11 protein-coding genes are annotated in these 16,640 nt (G+C 41.6%); 3 read left to right on the forward strand and 8 right to left on the reverse strand.

What is annotated here, in order from left to right:
• The first annotated feature begins 13 nt into the window (after positions 1-13).
• Positions 14-1,483, forward strand: a complete 1,470-nt coding sequence (yfcC, locus tag ACOB80_RS15495) for a putative basic amino acid antiporter YfcC (protein ID WP_473166763.1) — start codon at positions 14-16, stop codon at positions 1,481-1,483.
• Between the two features lie 21 nt (positions 1,484-1,504).
• Positions 1,505-2,638, forward strand: coding sequence for a beta-aspartyl-peptidase (iadA, locus tag ACOB80_RS15500; RefSeq protein WP_473166764.1), 1,134 nt, complete (start codon positions 1,505-1,507; stop codon positions 2,636-2,638).
• 594 nt (positions 2,639-3,232) lie between these two features.
• On the opposite strand, the gene ACOB80_RS15505 is transcribed toward iadA, so the two are convergent.
• The 8 genes from ACOB80_RS15505 to ACOB80_RS15540 all read right to left on the reverse strand — a co-directional run bounded on the left by ACOB80_RS15505 (position 3,233) and on the right by ACOB80_RS15540 (position 14,778).
• Positions 3,233-5,104 carry a CocE/NonD family hydrolase gene (locus ACOB80_RS15505; RefSeq protein ID WP_473166765.1) on the reverse strand — a complete coding sequence of 624 codons (1,872 nt, stop codon included), beginning with the start codon at positions 5,102-5,104 and terminating at the stop codon, positions 3,233-3,235.
• A gap of 130 nt (positions 5,105-5,234) precedes the next feature.
• Positions 5,235-6,575 carry a sensor histidine kinase gene (locus ACOB80_RS15510; protein WP_473166766.1) on the reverse strand — a complete coding sequence of 447 codons (1,341 nt, stop codon included), beginning with the start codon at positions 6,573-6,575 and terminating at the stop codon, positions 5,235-5,237.
• Positions 6,576-6,604: 29 nt separating this feature from the next.
• The gene (locus tag ACOB80_RS15515) at positions 6,605-7,987 is read right to left on the reverse strand and encodes a sigma-54-dependent transcriptional regulator (protein WP_473166767.1); all 1,383 of its coding nucleotides are present in this window, start codon (positions 7,985-7,987) and stop codon (positions 6,605-6,607) included.
• A gap of 116 nt (positions 7,988-8,103) precedes the next feature.
• Complete coding sequence (locus ACOB80_RS15520; RefSeq protein WP_473166768.1) at positions 8,104-10,527, reverse strand: ABC transporter permease; 2,424 nt, start codon at positions 10,525-10,527, stop codon at positions 8,104-8,106.
• Positions 10,528-10,529: 2 nt separating this feature from the next.
• A complete protein-coding gene (locus ACOB80_RS15525; RefSeq protein ID WP_473166769.1) occupies positions 10,530-11,264 on the reverse strand; it encodes an ABC transporter ATP-binding protein in 735 nt (244 codons plus the stop codon).
• Between the two features lie 85 nt (positions 11,265-11,349).
• Positions 11,350-12,606: an efflux RND transporter periplasmic adaptor subunit gene (locus ACOB80_RS15530; RefSeq protein WP_473166770.1), complete on the reverse strand. Its 1,257-nt coding sequence runs from the start codon at positions 12,604-12,606 to the stop codon at positions 11,350-11,352.
• 228 nt (positions 12,607-12,834) lie between these two features.
• The gene (locus ACOB80_RS15535; protein ID WP_473166771.1) at positions 12,835-14,064 is read right to left on the reverse strand and encodes an acyltransferase family protein; all 1,230 of its coding nucleotides are present in this window, start codon (positions 14,062-14,064) and stop codon (positions 12,835-12,837) included.
• Positions 14,065-14,169: 105 nt separating this feature from the next.
• Positions 14,170-14,778 carry a CIA30 family protein gene (locus tag ACOB80_RS15540; RefSeq protein ID WP_473166772.1) on the reverse strand — a complete coding sequence of 203 codons (609 nt, stop codon included), beginning with the start codon at positions 14,776-14,778 and terminating at the stop codon, positions 14,170-14,172.
• A gap of 197 nt (positions 14,779-14,975) precedes the next feature.
• On the opposite strand from ACOB80_RS15540, the gene ACOB80_RS15545 reads away from it, so the two are divergent.
• Entirely contained in the window at positions 14,976-16,589 is a 1,614-nt protein-coding gene (locus ACOB80_RS15545) for an RNA polymerase sigma factor (RefSeq protein ID WP_473166773.1), read from the forward strand.
• Positions 16,590-16,640: the final 51 nt, after the last annotated feature.

Consider the following 16,640-nt stretch of genomic DNA (forward strand, 5'->3'; position numbering starts at 1 on the left):
TAGAGTAAGTAACATGTCGAATTTGAATCAAAATAGCTCGGCAAAATCTATGCCCGATGCTTTTATTATTCTCTTTTTCGTTGTTTTAGTTGCTGCCATTGCAACACATATTATCCCGGCCGGTAAATTTGAAACGAAAGTGGATGACCAAACAGGAAAGACAGTATTAGTCTCTGATAGTTATCAACAAGTCGAAAACTACCAAGGCGTGCCCATTTTCGCAGAAGGCGGCAATATAGGCTTCTTAAACTTTGCTTTTGAAGGCATGGTATCAGGCGATAAGTGGGGCTCAGCCATCGGGGTTATGATGTTCATCATCCTAACCGGTGGTGCTTTTGGCATTGTCATGAAAACTGGCGCTGTGGACAACGGTGTTTTAGCGCTTATCGCAAAAACACAAAAACTCGAAGCCCTCTTCATCCCTATTTTATTCACACTATTCTCTCTCGGTGGTGCGATATTTGGCATGGGTGAAGAGGCAATTGCTTTTTGTATCGTTCTCTTACCATTAATGCTCGCAATAGGTTATGACGGTATAACGACTGTATTAGTCACATATGTCGCCACGCAAATTGGTTTCGCCGCTTCTTGGATGAATCCTTTTAGTGTTGCTATTGCTCAAGGCATTGCAGATGTCCCCCTGATGTCAGGTATGGAGTTTCGTATTGGTATGTGGTGTATTTTCACCTTAATTGGTGTGATTTTCACTATGCGTTATGCCTCCATGATCAAAGAGCAACCGCAAAAATCGCCAAACTATCATGTTGAAAAGGTTGATAGAAATAGCTTAACCACCGCAATCAATAACACCTTCGACAAGGCAGATATCGCTATTTTACTTAGCTTTTTCGCGGCGATTGTTTGGGTTATCTGGGGGGTAATTGCCAGAGGGTATTATATTCCCGAAATCGCTAGTCAGTTTTTCACTATGGGCGTTTTCATTGGCGTAATCGCTGTTTTTTTCAAACGCTTGACGGTCAATCAAGCAGCTGACGCTTTTAAGCATGGCGCTAAAGAGCTACTTCCTGCAGCCATGATTGTCGGCATGGCAAAAGGTATCGTGATCATTTTAGGTGGCGATCAAGCTGAACAACCATCAGTGCTAAATACGATTTTGTTTGGCGCTAGCAATGTTATTGGTGATCTTCCCACTGTGTTGTCAGCTCAGCTTATGTTTGTCTTTCAATCAGTGTTTAACTTTTTTATAGCCTCGGGGTCAGGGCAAGCGGCATTGACTATGCCGTTAATGGCACCATTAGCAGATTTAGTAGGGGTAAGTAGACAAATTGCAGTGTTGGCATTTCAGTTGGGAGATGGCTTAACTAACATCATCATCCCAACTTCTGCATCGTTAATCGGTTGCTTGGGTGTTGCTCGGATCGATTGGCTAGTTTGGGCGAAATTTATAAGTAAATTCATGCTATTAATGATGTTTGTTGCTGCATTCTTCATTATGATTGCCGTACTTATTAACTTCAGTTAACCCCCTCATATAGGAAATTTTATGAAATTATTTAAACAGGCAGAAGTATACTCGCCTGAGTATTTGGGCGTTAATGATGTCCTCATTGCAGGCGATATGGTCATTGCAATAGCACCAGACTTATCGCGGTTTTCAATCGATGGCGTAAAGCAAATAGATGCTTCAGGGAAGTTATTAGTTCCTGGCTTTGTCGACTCACTCGTGCACATTACCGGAGGCGGTGGTGAAGGCGGTTTCGCCACGCGAACTCCTGAGATGACGTTCGAAAATGCAGTATCTGGTGGCGTTACCACAGTAATGGGCGTATTAGGTACAGATGCGATCACCCGTAGCCTAGAGAATTTACTAGCAAAAAGCTGTGAACTTGTTGAGCAAGGACTGAATGTATTTTGCTATACAGGCTCTTATCATCTGCCTGCTGTAACCGTTACCGGAAATGTCACTAAAGACATTATGTTAATTGAAAAATTCATTGGTGTCGGCGAAGTAGCAATCGCCGATCATCGAGGATCACAAATTACTGTACAAGAACTGGCAAGGTTAGCCTCTGAATCGCGTGTTGGCGGTATGTTATCGGGCAAATCAGGTATTGTCAGTATTCACGTTGGAGACTCGCCAAGCGGTTTGAAAATTTTGCATGATGTTGCCGAGCAAACCGATATTCCCATTACGCAGTTTTATCCAACCCATATCAATAGGTCAACACAGCTCTTTGAACAAGGAATCGAGTTTGCAAAGTGTGGCGGATACATAGACTTTACCACCAGTACCAATGAACAAATTTTATCCTCTGGCGAAGTAAAGGCCGCTCAAGCCTTAGCAAATGCACTCGACCAAGGGATTAACATTAGTCAATTAACCATGAGTTCTGACGGTAATGCCAGCTTACCTGTATTTGATGAAGCTGGAAAATTGATTGATTTACAAGTTGGCGAAGTCAAAAGCTTACATGCCGCCATGAAAGAAGCTGTTCAAGAGTTTTCAGTGCCGCTTGTTGAGGCATTAACCAGTATCACCAAATCACCAGCTAATATCTTAGGGCTAACAACCAAAGGCAGAATAGGGCAAAATCTCGATGCAGATCTGGTGCTATTAGACAAAGCCACACTGGATATTTTAGCTGTTTACTCCCGAGGAAAGGAGCTTAGCAAATAAATCTTCTATTTTAAGGATGTAAAGAATCCACTTGCAAAGCAGGTGGCTTTGACAAGGCTCCTAGAAGGGAGCTACTTTCCTTCGAGCATTGATTCGTCTCAAAGTAAAATTCTTTGAAGCTTCTTTTTAACTTCACACTATATTGTCGGTGTGCCGACAGCACGTTAGAGGGAAAAATTGATTGTTTCCCTCTAACTTTTCGGCAACTGCTCCTGCGTTGCTCTACCACCTACGTCCATGTAGGCGCCCTCATCGCCCGACTCAGCGAAATCAAACAGCAAATATTTTAACCGTCATGCCTACCTGACGAATGCTCGTCCAACCGCGCGTCAGTGTCAGCCATCCATGGCTGACAGGCATGACGGTCTTAAAAAATATTTGCTGTTATCGCTTCAACGGGAACAGGTATTCGTCATACCAATTGAGAAGAAATAAACTGGCTCTTCCCAGAACTTTAAGGATTTCTTTTGGAGTTAGGCCCTTTACGGGCATAGCCCCGGCTGAACGATCACCACCTCCATAGGAGGAGGTTTAAAGCTGACAATAAAAAGCCAGCGTAATTGCTGGCTTTTGTTTTTTTAACCCAGAAAAAATCTAGTTAATCGTTTTAAAACGAATGCTACTTGGGTGTTTACTACTGTGGTGAATTTTATGGAATGCACGCACAAAGTCTTCTTCTTTTGCTTCAAATATATTATCAACATATTTTTGCGGGTTAATGTCGATAAACGGGAACATTGAACTTTGAATTTGAATTTGAAGTTTATGACCTTTCTTAAACGTATGTAGCACGTCATATAAATCAAACTTAACCTGAGTTGGCTTATTAGCAACAAACGGCTTAGGCTCACTCATGCTGTCACGGAAACGACCACGGATAACACTCCAACGCACTAATTCATGGCGGTTACCTGTAGCACGGTCAACTTTGTCGTTGTTTACATCTTTTCCAGGGAAAACATCCACTAGTTTAACAACAATGTCTGCTGCAGTTTGGCTAGTTGAGAACCAAAGATCTAAATCAATCGCGCCAGCAACCGTTAGGTCATGCTCGAGAGGGTCTGTTTCAAAAATCAACACATCAGGGCGGCGCGCGGCAAAGCGTTGATCTTCCACCATATAAGGCTTATCCCAACCACGGCTTACTTTAGCTGAATGTGGCACTGGTTTATTAGGGTCGCTGATATATTCACTAGCGCCAGTGTTAACCTTCTTCTCACTAAACGCTTCTTTACTGGTTAAGTACCACGTCTGTTCTGTGCCTTTTTTCGGTGGCCACGTATCAAAAGTTCTCCAACGATTAGCACCTGTTTCGAACATAGTCGCCGTCGCTAATTTTGCGTCGCTACCATCTTTTAGGTGCTGCTTAAAGAAAGGCAATTGAATTTCATTTTGAAACCACTTACTAGTATCAAAACCAAATTGTGCTTCACCTAATTTCTTACCGCCAGCTGAGCTATTCCATTGACCATGCGACCAAGGCCCCATCACCATTTTGATGTGCTCTTTTTTATTGCTGTCTGACATCGTTTTGTAGGTGTATAACGGACCATATAAATCTTCTGTATCGTACCAGCCGCCAACAACTAGAGTTGCAGGCTTAGTATCACCTAGATGTTGAAGAACATCGCGTGCTTTCCAGTAGTCATCGTAATTTGGGTGTTCTGTTAACTCATTCCAGAAAGGTCGTTCACCGTGAAAGTAGTTTTTGTTCACATTAGATAAAGGACCTAGCTCTTTGAAAAATTGATAACCATCTGGGGTGACAGAATCCATGCCTTTTGGCCAGTGAGCGTGTACATCTTTGCGCTGCTTATCGAATGTATCAAAGAAGATAAACGCCATAGGTGTCACGAAAGCCCCGTTACGATGAAAGTCATCAAAGAACCAGTCAGCAATAGGCGCTTGTGGTGAAATAGCTTTTAACGCTGGATGACTATTAATCGCAGCAACCGAAGTGTAATAACCAGGGTAAGACGTACCCCACATACCTACTTTGCCATTATTGTTAGGAATGTTTTTTACTAACCAATCGATAGTGTCATAAGTATCGGTTGCATCGTCAGTGGCATTTTTTCCTCTTTTATAGGCGTCTTGCGGGCGCATGTTGACGAATTCGCCTTCTGACATAAACTTACCGCGCACATCTTGGAAAACAAAAATAAAACCGTCTTTTTCAAATGACGCACTTGGCCCTAAGCGGGTTTTATACTTGCTCGCGCCATAAGGGGCGACTCGATATGGTGTGCGTTGAAACATCATAGGGTAAGCCTTCGATGTATCATTTGGCACATATACAGACGTGAATAGCTTAATGCCATCACGCATTGGAATTTGATATTCGTATTTAGTGTAATTTGCGCGAATGTAATCGGCGCGAGGGTTGGCTTTTTTCTCAGCCGCTGTAGCACTTACACTAGCAAACACTAGACTCAGTACCACCAGACAAGACGTTAAGGCTCTCATGGGCTTCCTCATGTTATTTTTATTGACTGTTATAATGTAACATTTATCAAATTAATATCGAGCTTTATCGGTGGATAAACAGTCAGTTGCGACAAGTGGTTGCATAAAGGTGCAACAAAACTCTATCGCCCTACCCTAGTTGTCCATTAAACACGATTTCAACACAGGCTCCATTACCAGAGTCATTGCTTTGCAGATTTATCGTGCCATCGTGGTTAAATAATATTTGACGACACAAGGCTAAGCCTATACCACTGCCTTGTGGCTTAGTGCTGTAGAAAGGAACAAAAAGGTTGTCACTATTACCGATACCTGCGCCCGTATCGATAAAACGTATTTTAATTCCGTTACGCTCTTTTACTGCCAATATGGTGAGCTTTTTAATGTCGCTGTGTTCCATCGCCTCTTGAGCATTTTTAATCACATTGACAAACACCTGTTCTATTTGCTTTTTATCCACATGAAGCTGCAAGTTTTCATCTATATCTAATGAATAGTCAAAGGCGGAATACAGCTGCAAAGTATCCAGAATAAGTTGTTTAATTGAGCAAAGTGACTTTTGCGGTTCGGGTAAGTGCGTAAGTTCGCCGTATGCGGAAATAAAACTACTCAATGAACTTGCTCGTTCAGAGATGATACCAATCCCTTTATGTAAACTTGCGATGGAGTTTTCTGGTTCAGGGCCATCTAACTTCTTTTGAACTTGTTGCGAAATGGCAATTATCGGCGTTAACGAATTGTTCATTTCGTGACTTAATACGCGAACCAATCCTTGCCATGCCTTTCGTTCTTTCTGCATCAATAACCGATTAGCATCGCGAATCACATACAGTTGATGGGCCTTTCCACGACTAAAAAATGTTTCTTTTAACAACAAAAACTGCCCAATGACTCCGTCATGTTCTAACGATAATATTTCGCCATCACATTCTATTATAGCTTGTCCTATGGCAAGAGAGGGAAAGTGCACAGCAATAACACTGTCTTCTGATAAGCCCATGAATTGTTGCGCCGATTTATTTGCTAAAACAATTTGCCCTTGTTCATCGGTAGCGACAATCATGGCATCCATTTGTTCAATCATTCGCTCAAGTAAAAGTCGAGATTCCTTTGCCACCATTTTGTGCTTTGACAAAGTTTCCGCCAATTCATTAAGCAACCTAGAAACATCGTTTAGCACTTGGTTGTCCTGCAAGCGACTTCGCATACTGTAGTCGCCTTCAATCATGGCACTAAGTAGATTTGACAGCGTATTAATTTGATATTGCGTTTCAGCACGACAAGCGCACACAACAAACACCAACCATAAGCTCATAACCAATGTTATAAACGCAACGAAGTATCCGGATATTTCAGTAAGTTGTAAGCTAAAATAGATCAAGAAAACACAAGGGATACCAAAAGCCAAAATCAACTTTTGTTGCTTATCTAAATACGACAAAGCCTTTTTCAGAAGTGTTTTAATATTCAAATTATTGTTTCCAAGCAAACGACGCCAAGCTAACTATCCGTCTCATATTTCGTGACTCGTCGATAATACCCACTGCGGCTAAGCCCTAAAGACTTTGCGGTATCGCTCGCATTACCTTTATGGTATTTGAGACGTTTAGTCATAACCAGTTGCTCAATTTCTTCCAAGGTCAAATTGGGATTTTCGAGTGTAGAATCTATCGGCTCTGATATTCTAAGCGATAAGTCCTGTGCAGTAATTTGTTCATTTTTGCAGGTAAATATCAAGCGTTCCATTAAATGACTAAGTTCTCGAATATTTCCCGGCCAATCGTAACTCACTAGGCTATCAACCGCCTCTTGCGAAAGACTTGGCACTTGGCGCTGATATTTTTGTCCAAATTTATTGAGAAAAAACTCGGCAAGCAATGGAATATCTTCAACTCGCTCTTTTAACGATGGGATGCGTAATTCAATAGTATTTAGTCGATAAAACAAATCTTGGCGAAAACGCCCTTCAGCGATATCTTTTTCTAAATCACTGTTTGTGGCAGAAATAACACGTATATCAGCATGTTGCGACTTGCTGCTTCCCACAGCTTCGAATTTACGCTCTTCAAGTACTCTTAATAACTTAGCTTGTTGAGCGATAGGAATATTAGCCAGTTCGTCCATGAACAAAGTGCCGCCTTCTGCCATTTCAAAACGTCCAATTCGCGTTTCTTTAGCGTCTGTAAACGCCCCCTTGATGTGGCCGAACATTTCGCTTTCAAACAGGGACTCAGGAATCGCGCCCATATTCACCGGTACAAAAGATTGTTTAGCACGTGCCGACACTTGATGCACATAAGCGGCAAGCATGCTTTTTCCAGTGCCGTTATCACCAGTAAGCAATATGCTCATGTCGCTTTTGGCCAAATCTTCCAACGTAGACAATAACTCTACCATGGCAGGGGATTGGGCAATAATGCCCTGGCGAGATGATGGATGCTCAGCTTTTAACAACAGCTTGTTTTGCTCACTTAAACTTTTCGCTTGTTTACTGGTTGTTGCTAGCGCTAATTGCAACTTAATGGCACTCAGTAAGCGCTCATTTGCCCACGGCTTTTGGATGAAGTCTTTAGCGCCTGCTTGCATGGCTTCAACGGCGATATCTATTGTTGCCCAGCCTGTCATGACAATAATGGGCAGGCTTGCGTCTAAGTGTTTTATTTGCTCAACTAAAGCCACGCCTTCTGCACCTGAAGTGGTATCTTGCGTAAAATTCATGTCGAGCAACACGCAATCTAAGGCGTTTTCTGAAACCTGTGCTCGGGCAGCATCAGGTGTGGTAACGCAAACAACGTCAAAGCCTTCATCTTCTAAAATAAACTGCAAGCTAGCGACAATACTAACGTCATCATCGGCTACCAGTATTCGTTTTTTATTGGTCATCTAATTCTCTAATCAAACGGCTGATTTAGCGATAAATCACGCTATTTATACCAACTTTTAAAATCAAATATTCAACGTGATAAGAGAAGGTTTCCCTTCTCTTATCTGTTTACTCACTATTCATAACGTAGTGCAGTACTTGGCTCCATGGCAATGGCGCGTTTAGTTGGAATATAAATAGCGAACAGCACTACGACACTCAAACCTAAAGTAACAGCTATGGCTAATACATAGTAAGACATTACTGGAAATAGTTCTTCGGTAAAGCGGTGAAAACCAACAGCCAATATCGCAAATAATACTAGCGATAATCCTAAGCCAATCGCTAGCTGTTTGCCGCCTTGTTTCATAAACATGAAAGTAATACTGCGATCTGTCGCTCCAACAGCTCGGCGAATACCTACTTCGTGCGTACGCTGAGTAACGGCATTGGCTGTTAAGCCATAAATACCCACCAATGCTAAAAGCAAGGCAAAAAAGCCTGTACCAAAAGTAACATCAGACAATACTCCCATAGATTCGCGCATCTTGTTACGGTTTTTCTCAGCAGGCTCTACAGCATAAGTTAATTCAATATTGCGGTCGGTATTAAACATCGCGCGATAAAAAATTTCATCCGCGTTTTCCGTGTTTGGTCTTATACGATAATAAAACAGTTGATAGCTATGAATAAATTGAGTTCCCGATACATAAATTTCATCCGCACTGTCTAAACTACCAAACAAACTGCTTGGGTTCATGCGATTAGAAACAACACCAACCACAAACACCTGGTGCTTTTTATCTTCAACTTTCAAGCTAAAAGACTTTTCTAACGGCGATTCATTTGGCCAATAGCGCTTAGCCATTGATTCACTGATAACCACCACTTTACGGGTATTAAGCGTATCACTTTGCGTAAATTCTCGTCCCGCTTTAAGGTTGATACCAATAGTGCTTAGTGGACCAATCGCACTTATCACATCGGCACTCGGCACTTCGTTCTCATTGTGATATTCAACGCCATTTAAGTAGAACGACTGTGGTCTCCACCAGTTGTTAATTACCACACCTTCAACGTTAGGGTGCTGATTTACTTCTGCCATCAAATTCATAGTTAAGTTAAGTAGCTGATTATCTTCAGGGTATTTGTCTTCTGGGATTTGGAATCGAGCTGAAACTACATTTGAATAATCATCACCAAGCTCCATATTGATAAAACTATGAGCGATAAAAGCAGATATTGAACCAATTAACATCAGTAGCGCTACTAAAAACACCTGAGTCGTTACTAATATGCGAGATAAGCGACCGGCTTTTTTACCTTGTGCACCACGTGTACCATCTCTAAGCGTAGAGTTAATATCTTGGTTAACACTGCGCCAAGCAGGAATAAAAGTCGAGAAAACAATGGTTACGATTGTATAAACAATCGCCATAACAACTGTTTCGGTGTCCATACCATAGCGCCACCAAAAAGAGCCACCACTTGGTATCCATGACTGTAAAAGCTTATTGGTGTAGTCAAGCGCACCACCAACTAATAATAATGCAAGCAAGCCACCCACAACGGAGATAATGACCCCTTCCCACATTAACTGACTGATCAAACGACGAGTAGGCGCACCAAGTGCTGAGCGAATAGACGTTTCTTTTTGCTTTTCTAAAATTCGAGACAACAGTAAGTTACCAACATTGATACAAGCCAACATTAATATGACCCAAGTCACACCGTTAATAAAAGCAAAGATCACTCCACCTTCACCACCAGTTTGAGCCATTTGAAAAGTTAATAACTTAATTTGTAAATCAGCGGGCTCTATGTGATATAGCGCCACTTTTTCTTGGTGTAGCTGACGAACGGCTTGTGTCATTTCTTGTTCTGCTTCACCGATAGAAACGCCTTCTTTTAATCGCGTATAAGTTCGAAAAGTAGGGCTTTGATCCGCTTGCGCTTTGAATACTTCGTCAGGTAAAGGTTTCCAAATCCTAGCAATGTTTGGGAAACGGTAACCTTCAGGCATAACACCAATAATTTCAGTTTTTACACCATCAAGCATCACGGTACTGCCGATAACATCATCGATAGCATTAAGCTCATTACGCCAGATACCTTCACTCACTAAAGCGACAGGTGTTGCCCCGACAATGGTATCTTCAGCTCTTATACCTCGTCCTTTAATAGGTTTGATTCGACCAAATTCAAAAAAGCCAGCACGTACTTGGGCACTGTTAAAACTCTTACCCGCCTGCTCAATACTTAAACGAGTAGTGTCTTCATTAAACACGCCAAACTCGTCAACCGAATCCAGCACTTTTTCCATTTCTTTAACGTCGTAAGCGGTCAAGCGCTCATATTCACCGTTTTCCCAAAGCGATACAATTTTAGCCGTTTGTCCTTCTGGTAAAGGCAATGGTTTATACACAGTTGAATAGAAAAATGAGAAGGTGAACAAACTAATAGATAAGCCACCAATAAGCACTGCTAATGTCATCGCAGTAAACTTCGGCGCTTTAAAAAGCTGCCTGACAGCCTGTTTAATATCAATAAACATTAACATGACTATTCTCCCACCACTGCACTAACTACTGGAGCAACATTTTCTTGGTTCGACACTTTACTGTCTCCAACTAATTGTCCATCAAACATTTCAACACTGCGCTGTGCTCTTTTTGCCGATGCTGGATCGTGCGTTACCATACAAATAGTGGCGCCGTCTCTATGAAGCGTGTCAAACAAAGTCATCACCGCTTCTGCATTTTTAGAGTCTAAATTACCTGTTGGTTCATCAGCTAAGATAATGGCAGGGTTATTAACCAGCGCTCTTGCCACAGCGACACGCTGTTGCTGACCACCTGATAACTGAGATGGATAATGACTCATACGGTGAGCCATTTCTACTTTAGATAGTACTTCTGTCACCTTATCTTCGATATATTTTTTAGATAAACCCGATTGGTAGGTCAGCGGCAGCATCACATTTTCAGCAACGGTCAGGTCTGAAATTAAGTTAAAGGACTGAAAGACAAAACCAATTTGTTTGCTTCGAATGGCAGCACGTTCATTTCGAGAAAGCGTTGAAACATCATGTCCATCAAGTACATACTGCCCTTCACTTGGAGAATCAAGCAAACCTAAAATCGACAATAACGTTGACTTACCACAACCTGATTGCCCCGTTAGCGACAAATATTCCCCTTGATAAATATCTAAATTAATTTGTTGTAGCGCTCGCGTTTCAATTTCTTCCGTTAAAAAGCTTTTACCGATATTGTTTAATTTAATTAGTGACTTCATGATTGATTCCTTTTTTTAGTATGACTTAAACCCACATCGATAAGCCATACTTAATTTAATGTTTTCGTTAGATAAAATGACTTGGTTAGTTGATTAAAATCGTGTCGTGATCTTGCCAATTGCTGGTGTCGGAAATAATGATTTCGTCACCTTGATTAAGCCCTGACTTCACTTGAATTTGGTTTACTGAGCTTTGCCCTAATTTCACTGACGTGCGCTTAGCTAGGCTTCCTTGCTCATCTATCTTGTATAAGCCTGCAGTGGAGTGCTTAGGAGCAAACATAGGACGCTTAACATACAAGGTCTCTTCGATATGGCTAATTTCAATAAGCGCATCAACAGTTAATTCCGGACGAGCATCTGATGGTAAATTGTTGGCTAGTTTTACATCCACTTTCACCATGCCAGCAACAACAGCAGGATCAATGCGAGAAATCTCTCCTGTTATTTCATTATTGCGCGTATCTAAAGTCACCTTTTGACCTAGTACTATGTCTTGTATACGCACTTCAGGAACCTGCAATTCTGCGAAAAGTTTGCGCTGATCTGCTATTAACGCAACACTCGCCCCAATTGAAGCCTGTTCGCCTAACTCTAGTGACACTTGCTGGACAACGCCCGTTTGTAACGCTCTAACGTTTAACAAATCCACTTGCTCTTGGATACGTTGATAATTATTTTCTAATAAGCCTATTCTTGCTTGTTGCGCAGTTTTCGTTGCAGCAAGTTTCGATTGCATTTGTTCAAGCTTTTTCTGTTGGCCTCGCCAAAACTGCAACTGTTGCTTCACTGCCAATTGGCTTTTTTGATAATCTAATTGCGAGACGGTCGCGTTACCTTGTTTAACTAGCTGGGTTTCTGCATCTAGTTTCAACTTCGCAGATTGGTAATCATATTCAGCCGCCAAAACCAAGTTTTCTAAATCTACTAATTGCGATTCCATACTGACATAAGCAGCGTGGTTATCAGCTTTGCTCGCTGCCAGTTCCCATTTTGCTTTTTCTAATTCGCGCAACAATTCAGGGTTTGAAAGCTCTAAAAGTAACTGCCCTTGCTCAACATGAGCTCCAGGCTTGACAAGCACTTGCTCAACACGGCCAGCTACTTGCGCAGCAACCCAGCGAATTTCTGCAGGCTTTAATAACCCAGTCGCTCTAACATTGACTTGAAAGCTGCCGCGCTCCACTTTGGCAATCACCAACTTTTCACGCTCAATAAAATACGATGCCTCTCCAAAGTATTCTTTAAACGAGTAAGCGCCCATAGCCACTGCCGCTAACGGTAATGCCAATAGCCATTTACGCCATGCTGCCTTTTGTTGAACTTGTCTTTTAATATCCATAGAAACCTCAATAAATTCGACTCGCGAAAATAATTCACTATGGGATATATACCAAGATTAGTGCCAACAAAAAGATAAAGACTAATCCATTGAATTTATTTACTATTTTTAGATTTCAAGAACAGCTAAAGTTTTGGAACGTGTTAGGGTGTGCCGATATCGACACACCTTATTTTTTTAAGTGTGTCGATACCAACACAACAGGGAGGCAAGAAAGAAGAAAGGTAATTACGATTCTTTTACGGAATGAAGAGAGCCTAAGCGGGTAAAAATACATCTAGTTTGTTTTTTACCATTGAGTACTTGGCCGATAATGGTTGAGCGGACAAATAAATCGTACATCAAGATTGCAATGACTAAAGTAGCAACCACGATCAGAGTAAGCTTAACAAGCCAAGGTAAGCCTAGTTCAGCAAAAGCAATTTGCAGCCATATAACTAGCGGTAAATGAACCAGATATAACCAGTATGAAGAATCTGCAATGTAGCGCGTTATCTTGTTAGAACCATTGGCAAAACGCTTAAACAACCCCAGAGTTAATACCACTAACGACCACATCATCACAGCGTAGCTGAATGCATAAGCACCTTTAAACTGCGTATAGTTTGAATGGTTATATTGCGATTCATAACCCGATAAGACTATGGTTGCTACGACAGATACTACACCAAGGCATACTTTTACCTTGCTCAGGTTGGCAAAATTATCCATCCATTCACTGTTTCTATGTAAAAGCCAGCCAAAAGTAAAAAAGCCAGTATATAAAAGATAAACAGGTAGCATAGGCACTAATGACTTATCTGGTGTATCTACTCCCCAACGACTCATGTACCACATACAAACAGCCGCAGGCACCGCCAATAGCAATATGGCTAAAGAAGAGCGACTGCACCATGAGATAACGCTATCGCTCAGTTTTAATAAGCGCTGACTCATCGAATCATTGATACCAATAATACTGCGAATCACAAGTACGGTAGCGGAAATAATAACTAAGTAATACAGGAACCATAAGTGTGTTCCCACCAATAAATCTTTTGGTAGTTCAGCTAGACTGACAATACCCGCTACAATTCCGGCGAATATATTCACATCGCCCTGCATACTCTCTGCGCCCATTATCCAACCGGAAACGACGAGTGGACGCAGAATAATCCAACCGATAACAAATGGAATAACAATGCGAATAAAGCGCGACTTAACAAAGGCTTGAGCACCTTTTTGGTGAAATACCATATGACTAAAAAAGCCTGCGATCAGGAAGAAGAGTTCCATTCGAAAAGAGTGACTTACCGTGATAAACGGTAACACTGCTTCACTGGTGGTGACATCCATCACTGCCCAGCCAATAAAAATAGGCACAAAGGATAAGCTCGCATGAAAAATAATACCGAGTATCAAGGCGAACGCGCGAACTGCATCTAAATAATCTAATCTACTGGCTGCTGATGAGGACATAATGTGGCTCCTGCATAGGAATATGATGTGAGTGAAGGGATAGCCCTTCACTCTCTATTGAAAAGTGAATGTAAAAACTGAGTGTTGGAAACTAAGTGTTGAAATTTAGTAGAAACTTACTTCGTCAATTTCATAGCTAAACTCACTTGGCTTTAAATCAAAAGCGACAATACTTAAGCTGGCTAAGGTTGCAGGGTCCAATTTCGTTTGCTCAGACCATGCGCGTTTCATTGAGTTAAATGGCACTTTAACTTCGTGAAACTTACCATCGGCTGCCACCATAATAGGGGCTGCATGATAGTCAAAATTAACCACTTTGGTGCTGTTAGCTGAGACAGATAACATACCACTATTTACTTTAACCAATAACTTAACCCCTTGATATTTACTGGCATCTTGTGGCTGATTCATTGGCCCTAGCGGAAGTACCGAACTTGCCCAGCCAGGTTGACCACGTGGTGGTACGATCTTTCCTTTTACCGTTAACACGCCGTCTTTAACGCTAAGATCTGCTGAAGTTTTACCGCCTGCTGTTGTATCACTTAAGAAGATTCTGTCGATACCTAAGCTATTGGTTTTTTCATGGCTAAAATCATCCACCTTTTTGTCTAAAGAAGCGCTCATCGCTAGCGCAGAAAATGCGATTGCAGAAACACCAATAAGGGTTGATAAAAATTTATTTGTTGAAGTTTTTGTATTGTTTAAGTTCATCATTACTCTCCTAAAGCCTAATAATTGAATAAGTTGTCATACGGCGTGTTTAACGCCACAATGACTGAAGGTTTACCAATAAGTACCTTGAGGAAAAAAAAGGTGACAAAAAAAGTGTAAACTTTTTTTCTTACTAAAATTTTGTCACCTTTTATAAAAGCGAGGCACTTAGTATCAAAGCCTCTTAATAAGCAGATAAAATGAACCTATTTAAAAAGCGTGTACCACTATTAAATGCAACTGACTCTAACTTAGTGATGTATTCATTAGGTGGTGACAGAGATGCTTTTTGCCAGATAGTCACTCGATATCAAAACTTATTATGTTCCTTGGCCTATTCGTCGGTAGGCGATATTAAGTACAGTGAAGATATTGCCCAAGATACTTTTGTAGAAGCATGGAAAAAATTAGATACACTGCAAGATCCAGAAAAACTAAAAGCTTGGCTATGCGGTATTCTTAAATTCAAAATTAGCCACTTTCGTCGCAAAGAAAAAACTCAGCCTATTCAAAGTGCACAAGACATTGACAGCTCTGAGCTATTACCTGAAGAGCATACGAATACTGAAGCGAAAGCTATCGACGAACAACACCAAGCCTTATTATGGAAAGTGCTCGATCAAATTGACGACACTTATCGAGAACCTCTCATCCTTTTTTATCGAGAACAACAATCCATTGAGCGCGTTGCTGAAGAATTAGACTTAAGTAAAGACACAGTAAAACAGCGCTTATCACGTGGTAGAAAGCTTCTTCAACAGGCAATGTCTTCATTTGTCGAAGAGGCGCTAACCTCCACTAAGCCAGGCGTTGCCTTTACAGCTGGAGTGATGACCCTGATTAGCAGTATCGCGCCTCCTGCCGCCAAAGCAGCAACTATAGGTGCTAGTGCTGCTAAAACAAGCTCCGTTGTTGGAAGTACCGCGGTATTTGCTTTTTTGGCCTCCATTTCTGGTTTGATCAGCTCTTTTTTTGGTATTCGCGCCAGCTTAGATCAATCAAGAACTGAGCGAGAGCGAAAGCTTGCGATACAAGTCGCTGCTAGATTTATTACCGTGGCAGTTTTATATGTTGGGGGGGTTTTTGCTTTACGACAACTTGCTATTGCTTCGCCAGAAAGTGCTGCTAGTTATGCCGTTATCTCACAAGTTATCGTATTTGCGTTTGTTTTCATTTTTTTGTTTCTGGTATTTCGTATGGCAAAAGTCATGCGTGAAACCCGTATTCAAGAGCGGATATTTAATCCAGATGCTTTTCAACGCGAAGTCGATAAGCCAAATGCAAAGCAGCGAGAATACAAAAGTAAACTGACCCTAGCAGGCGTGCCACTAGTTCATATTCAGTTTGGCACTTACGAACAAGATGATGCAGCTGCTTTTGGTTGGATAGCTGGCGGTAACCGAGCACGAGGCTTGTTATTTGCGTGGGGCGCAGTTGCCGTTGCGCCAATTAGTGTCGGCATATTATCGGTAGGGGTGATTACTATTGGCGCTGTTGGTGTAGGTTTGTTTTCAATGGGTACAGTCGCTATCGGAATAATTGGTTTTGGCAGTTCCGCAATTGCTTACAAAGCGTATGGTGGTTTGTCTGCTTTAGGTTGGGAAAGTGCAGGCAGTGGCGGGTTTGCTATTGCCAAAGAAGCAGCGGTTGGCACTATCGCACTTGCCGAGCACGTAAATAATGAAGTAGCCGCAGAAGCGGTTCACTTTGCCTTTATCAGTCATTATCTTGAGTGGATTCTGGCCGTCATTTTCATCTTTGTCGTTGTGCCATCTGCGTGGCATTCAAGCAAAGTAAGAAAACGAATGAAATAATCGTCGGTTTACATGGCGAAACTTCTATAATGAATAATAAGCGTTAGCGAC

The organism is Thalassotalea coralli (assembly GCF_055786205.1).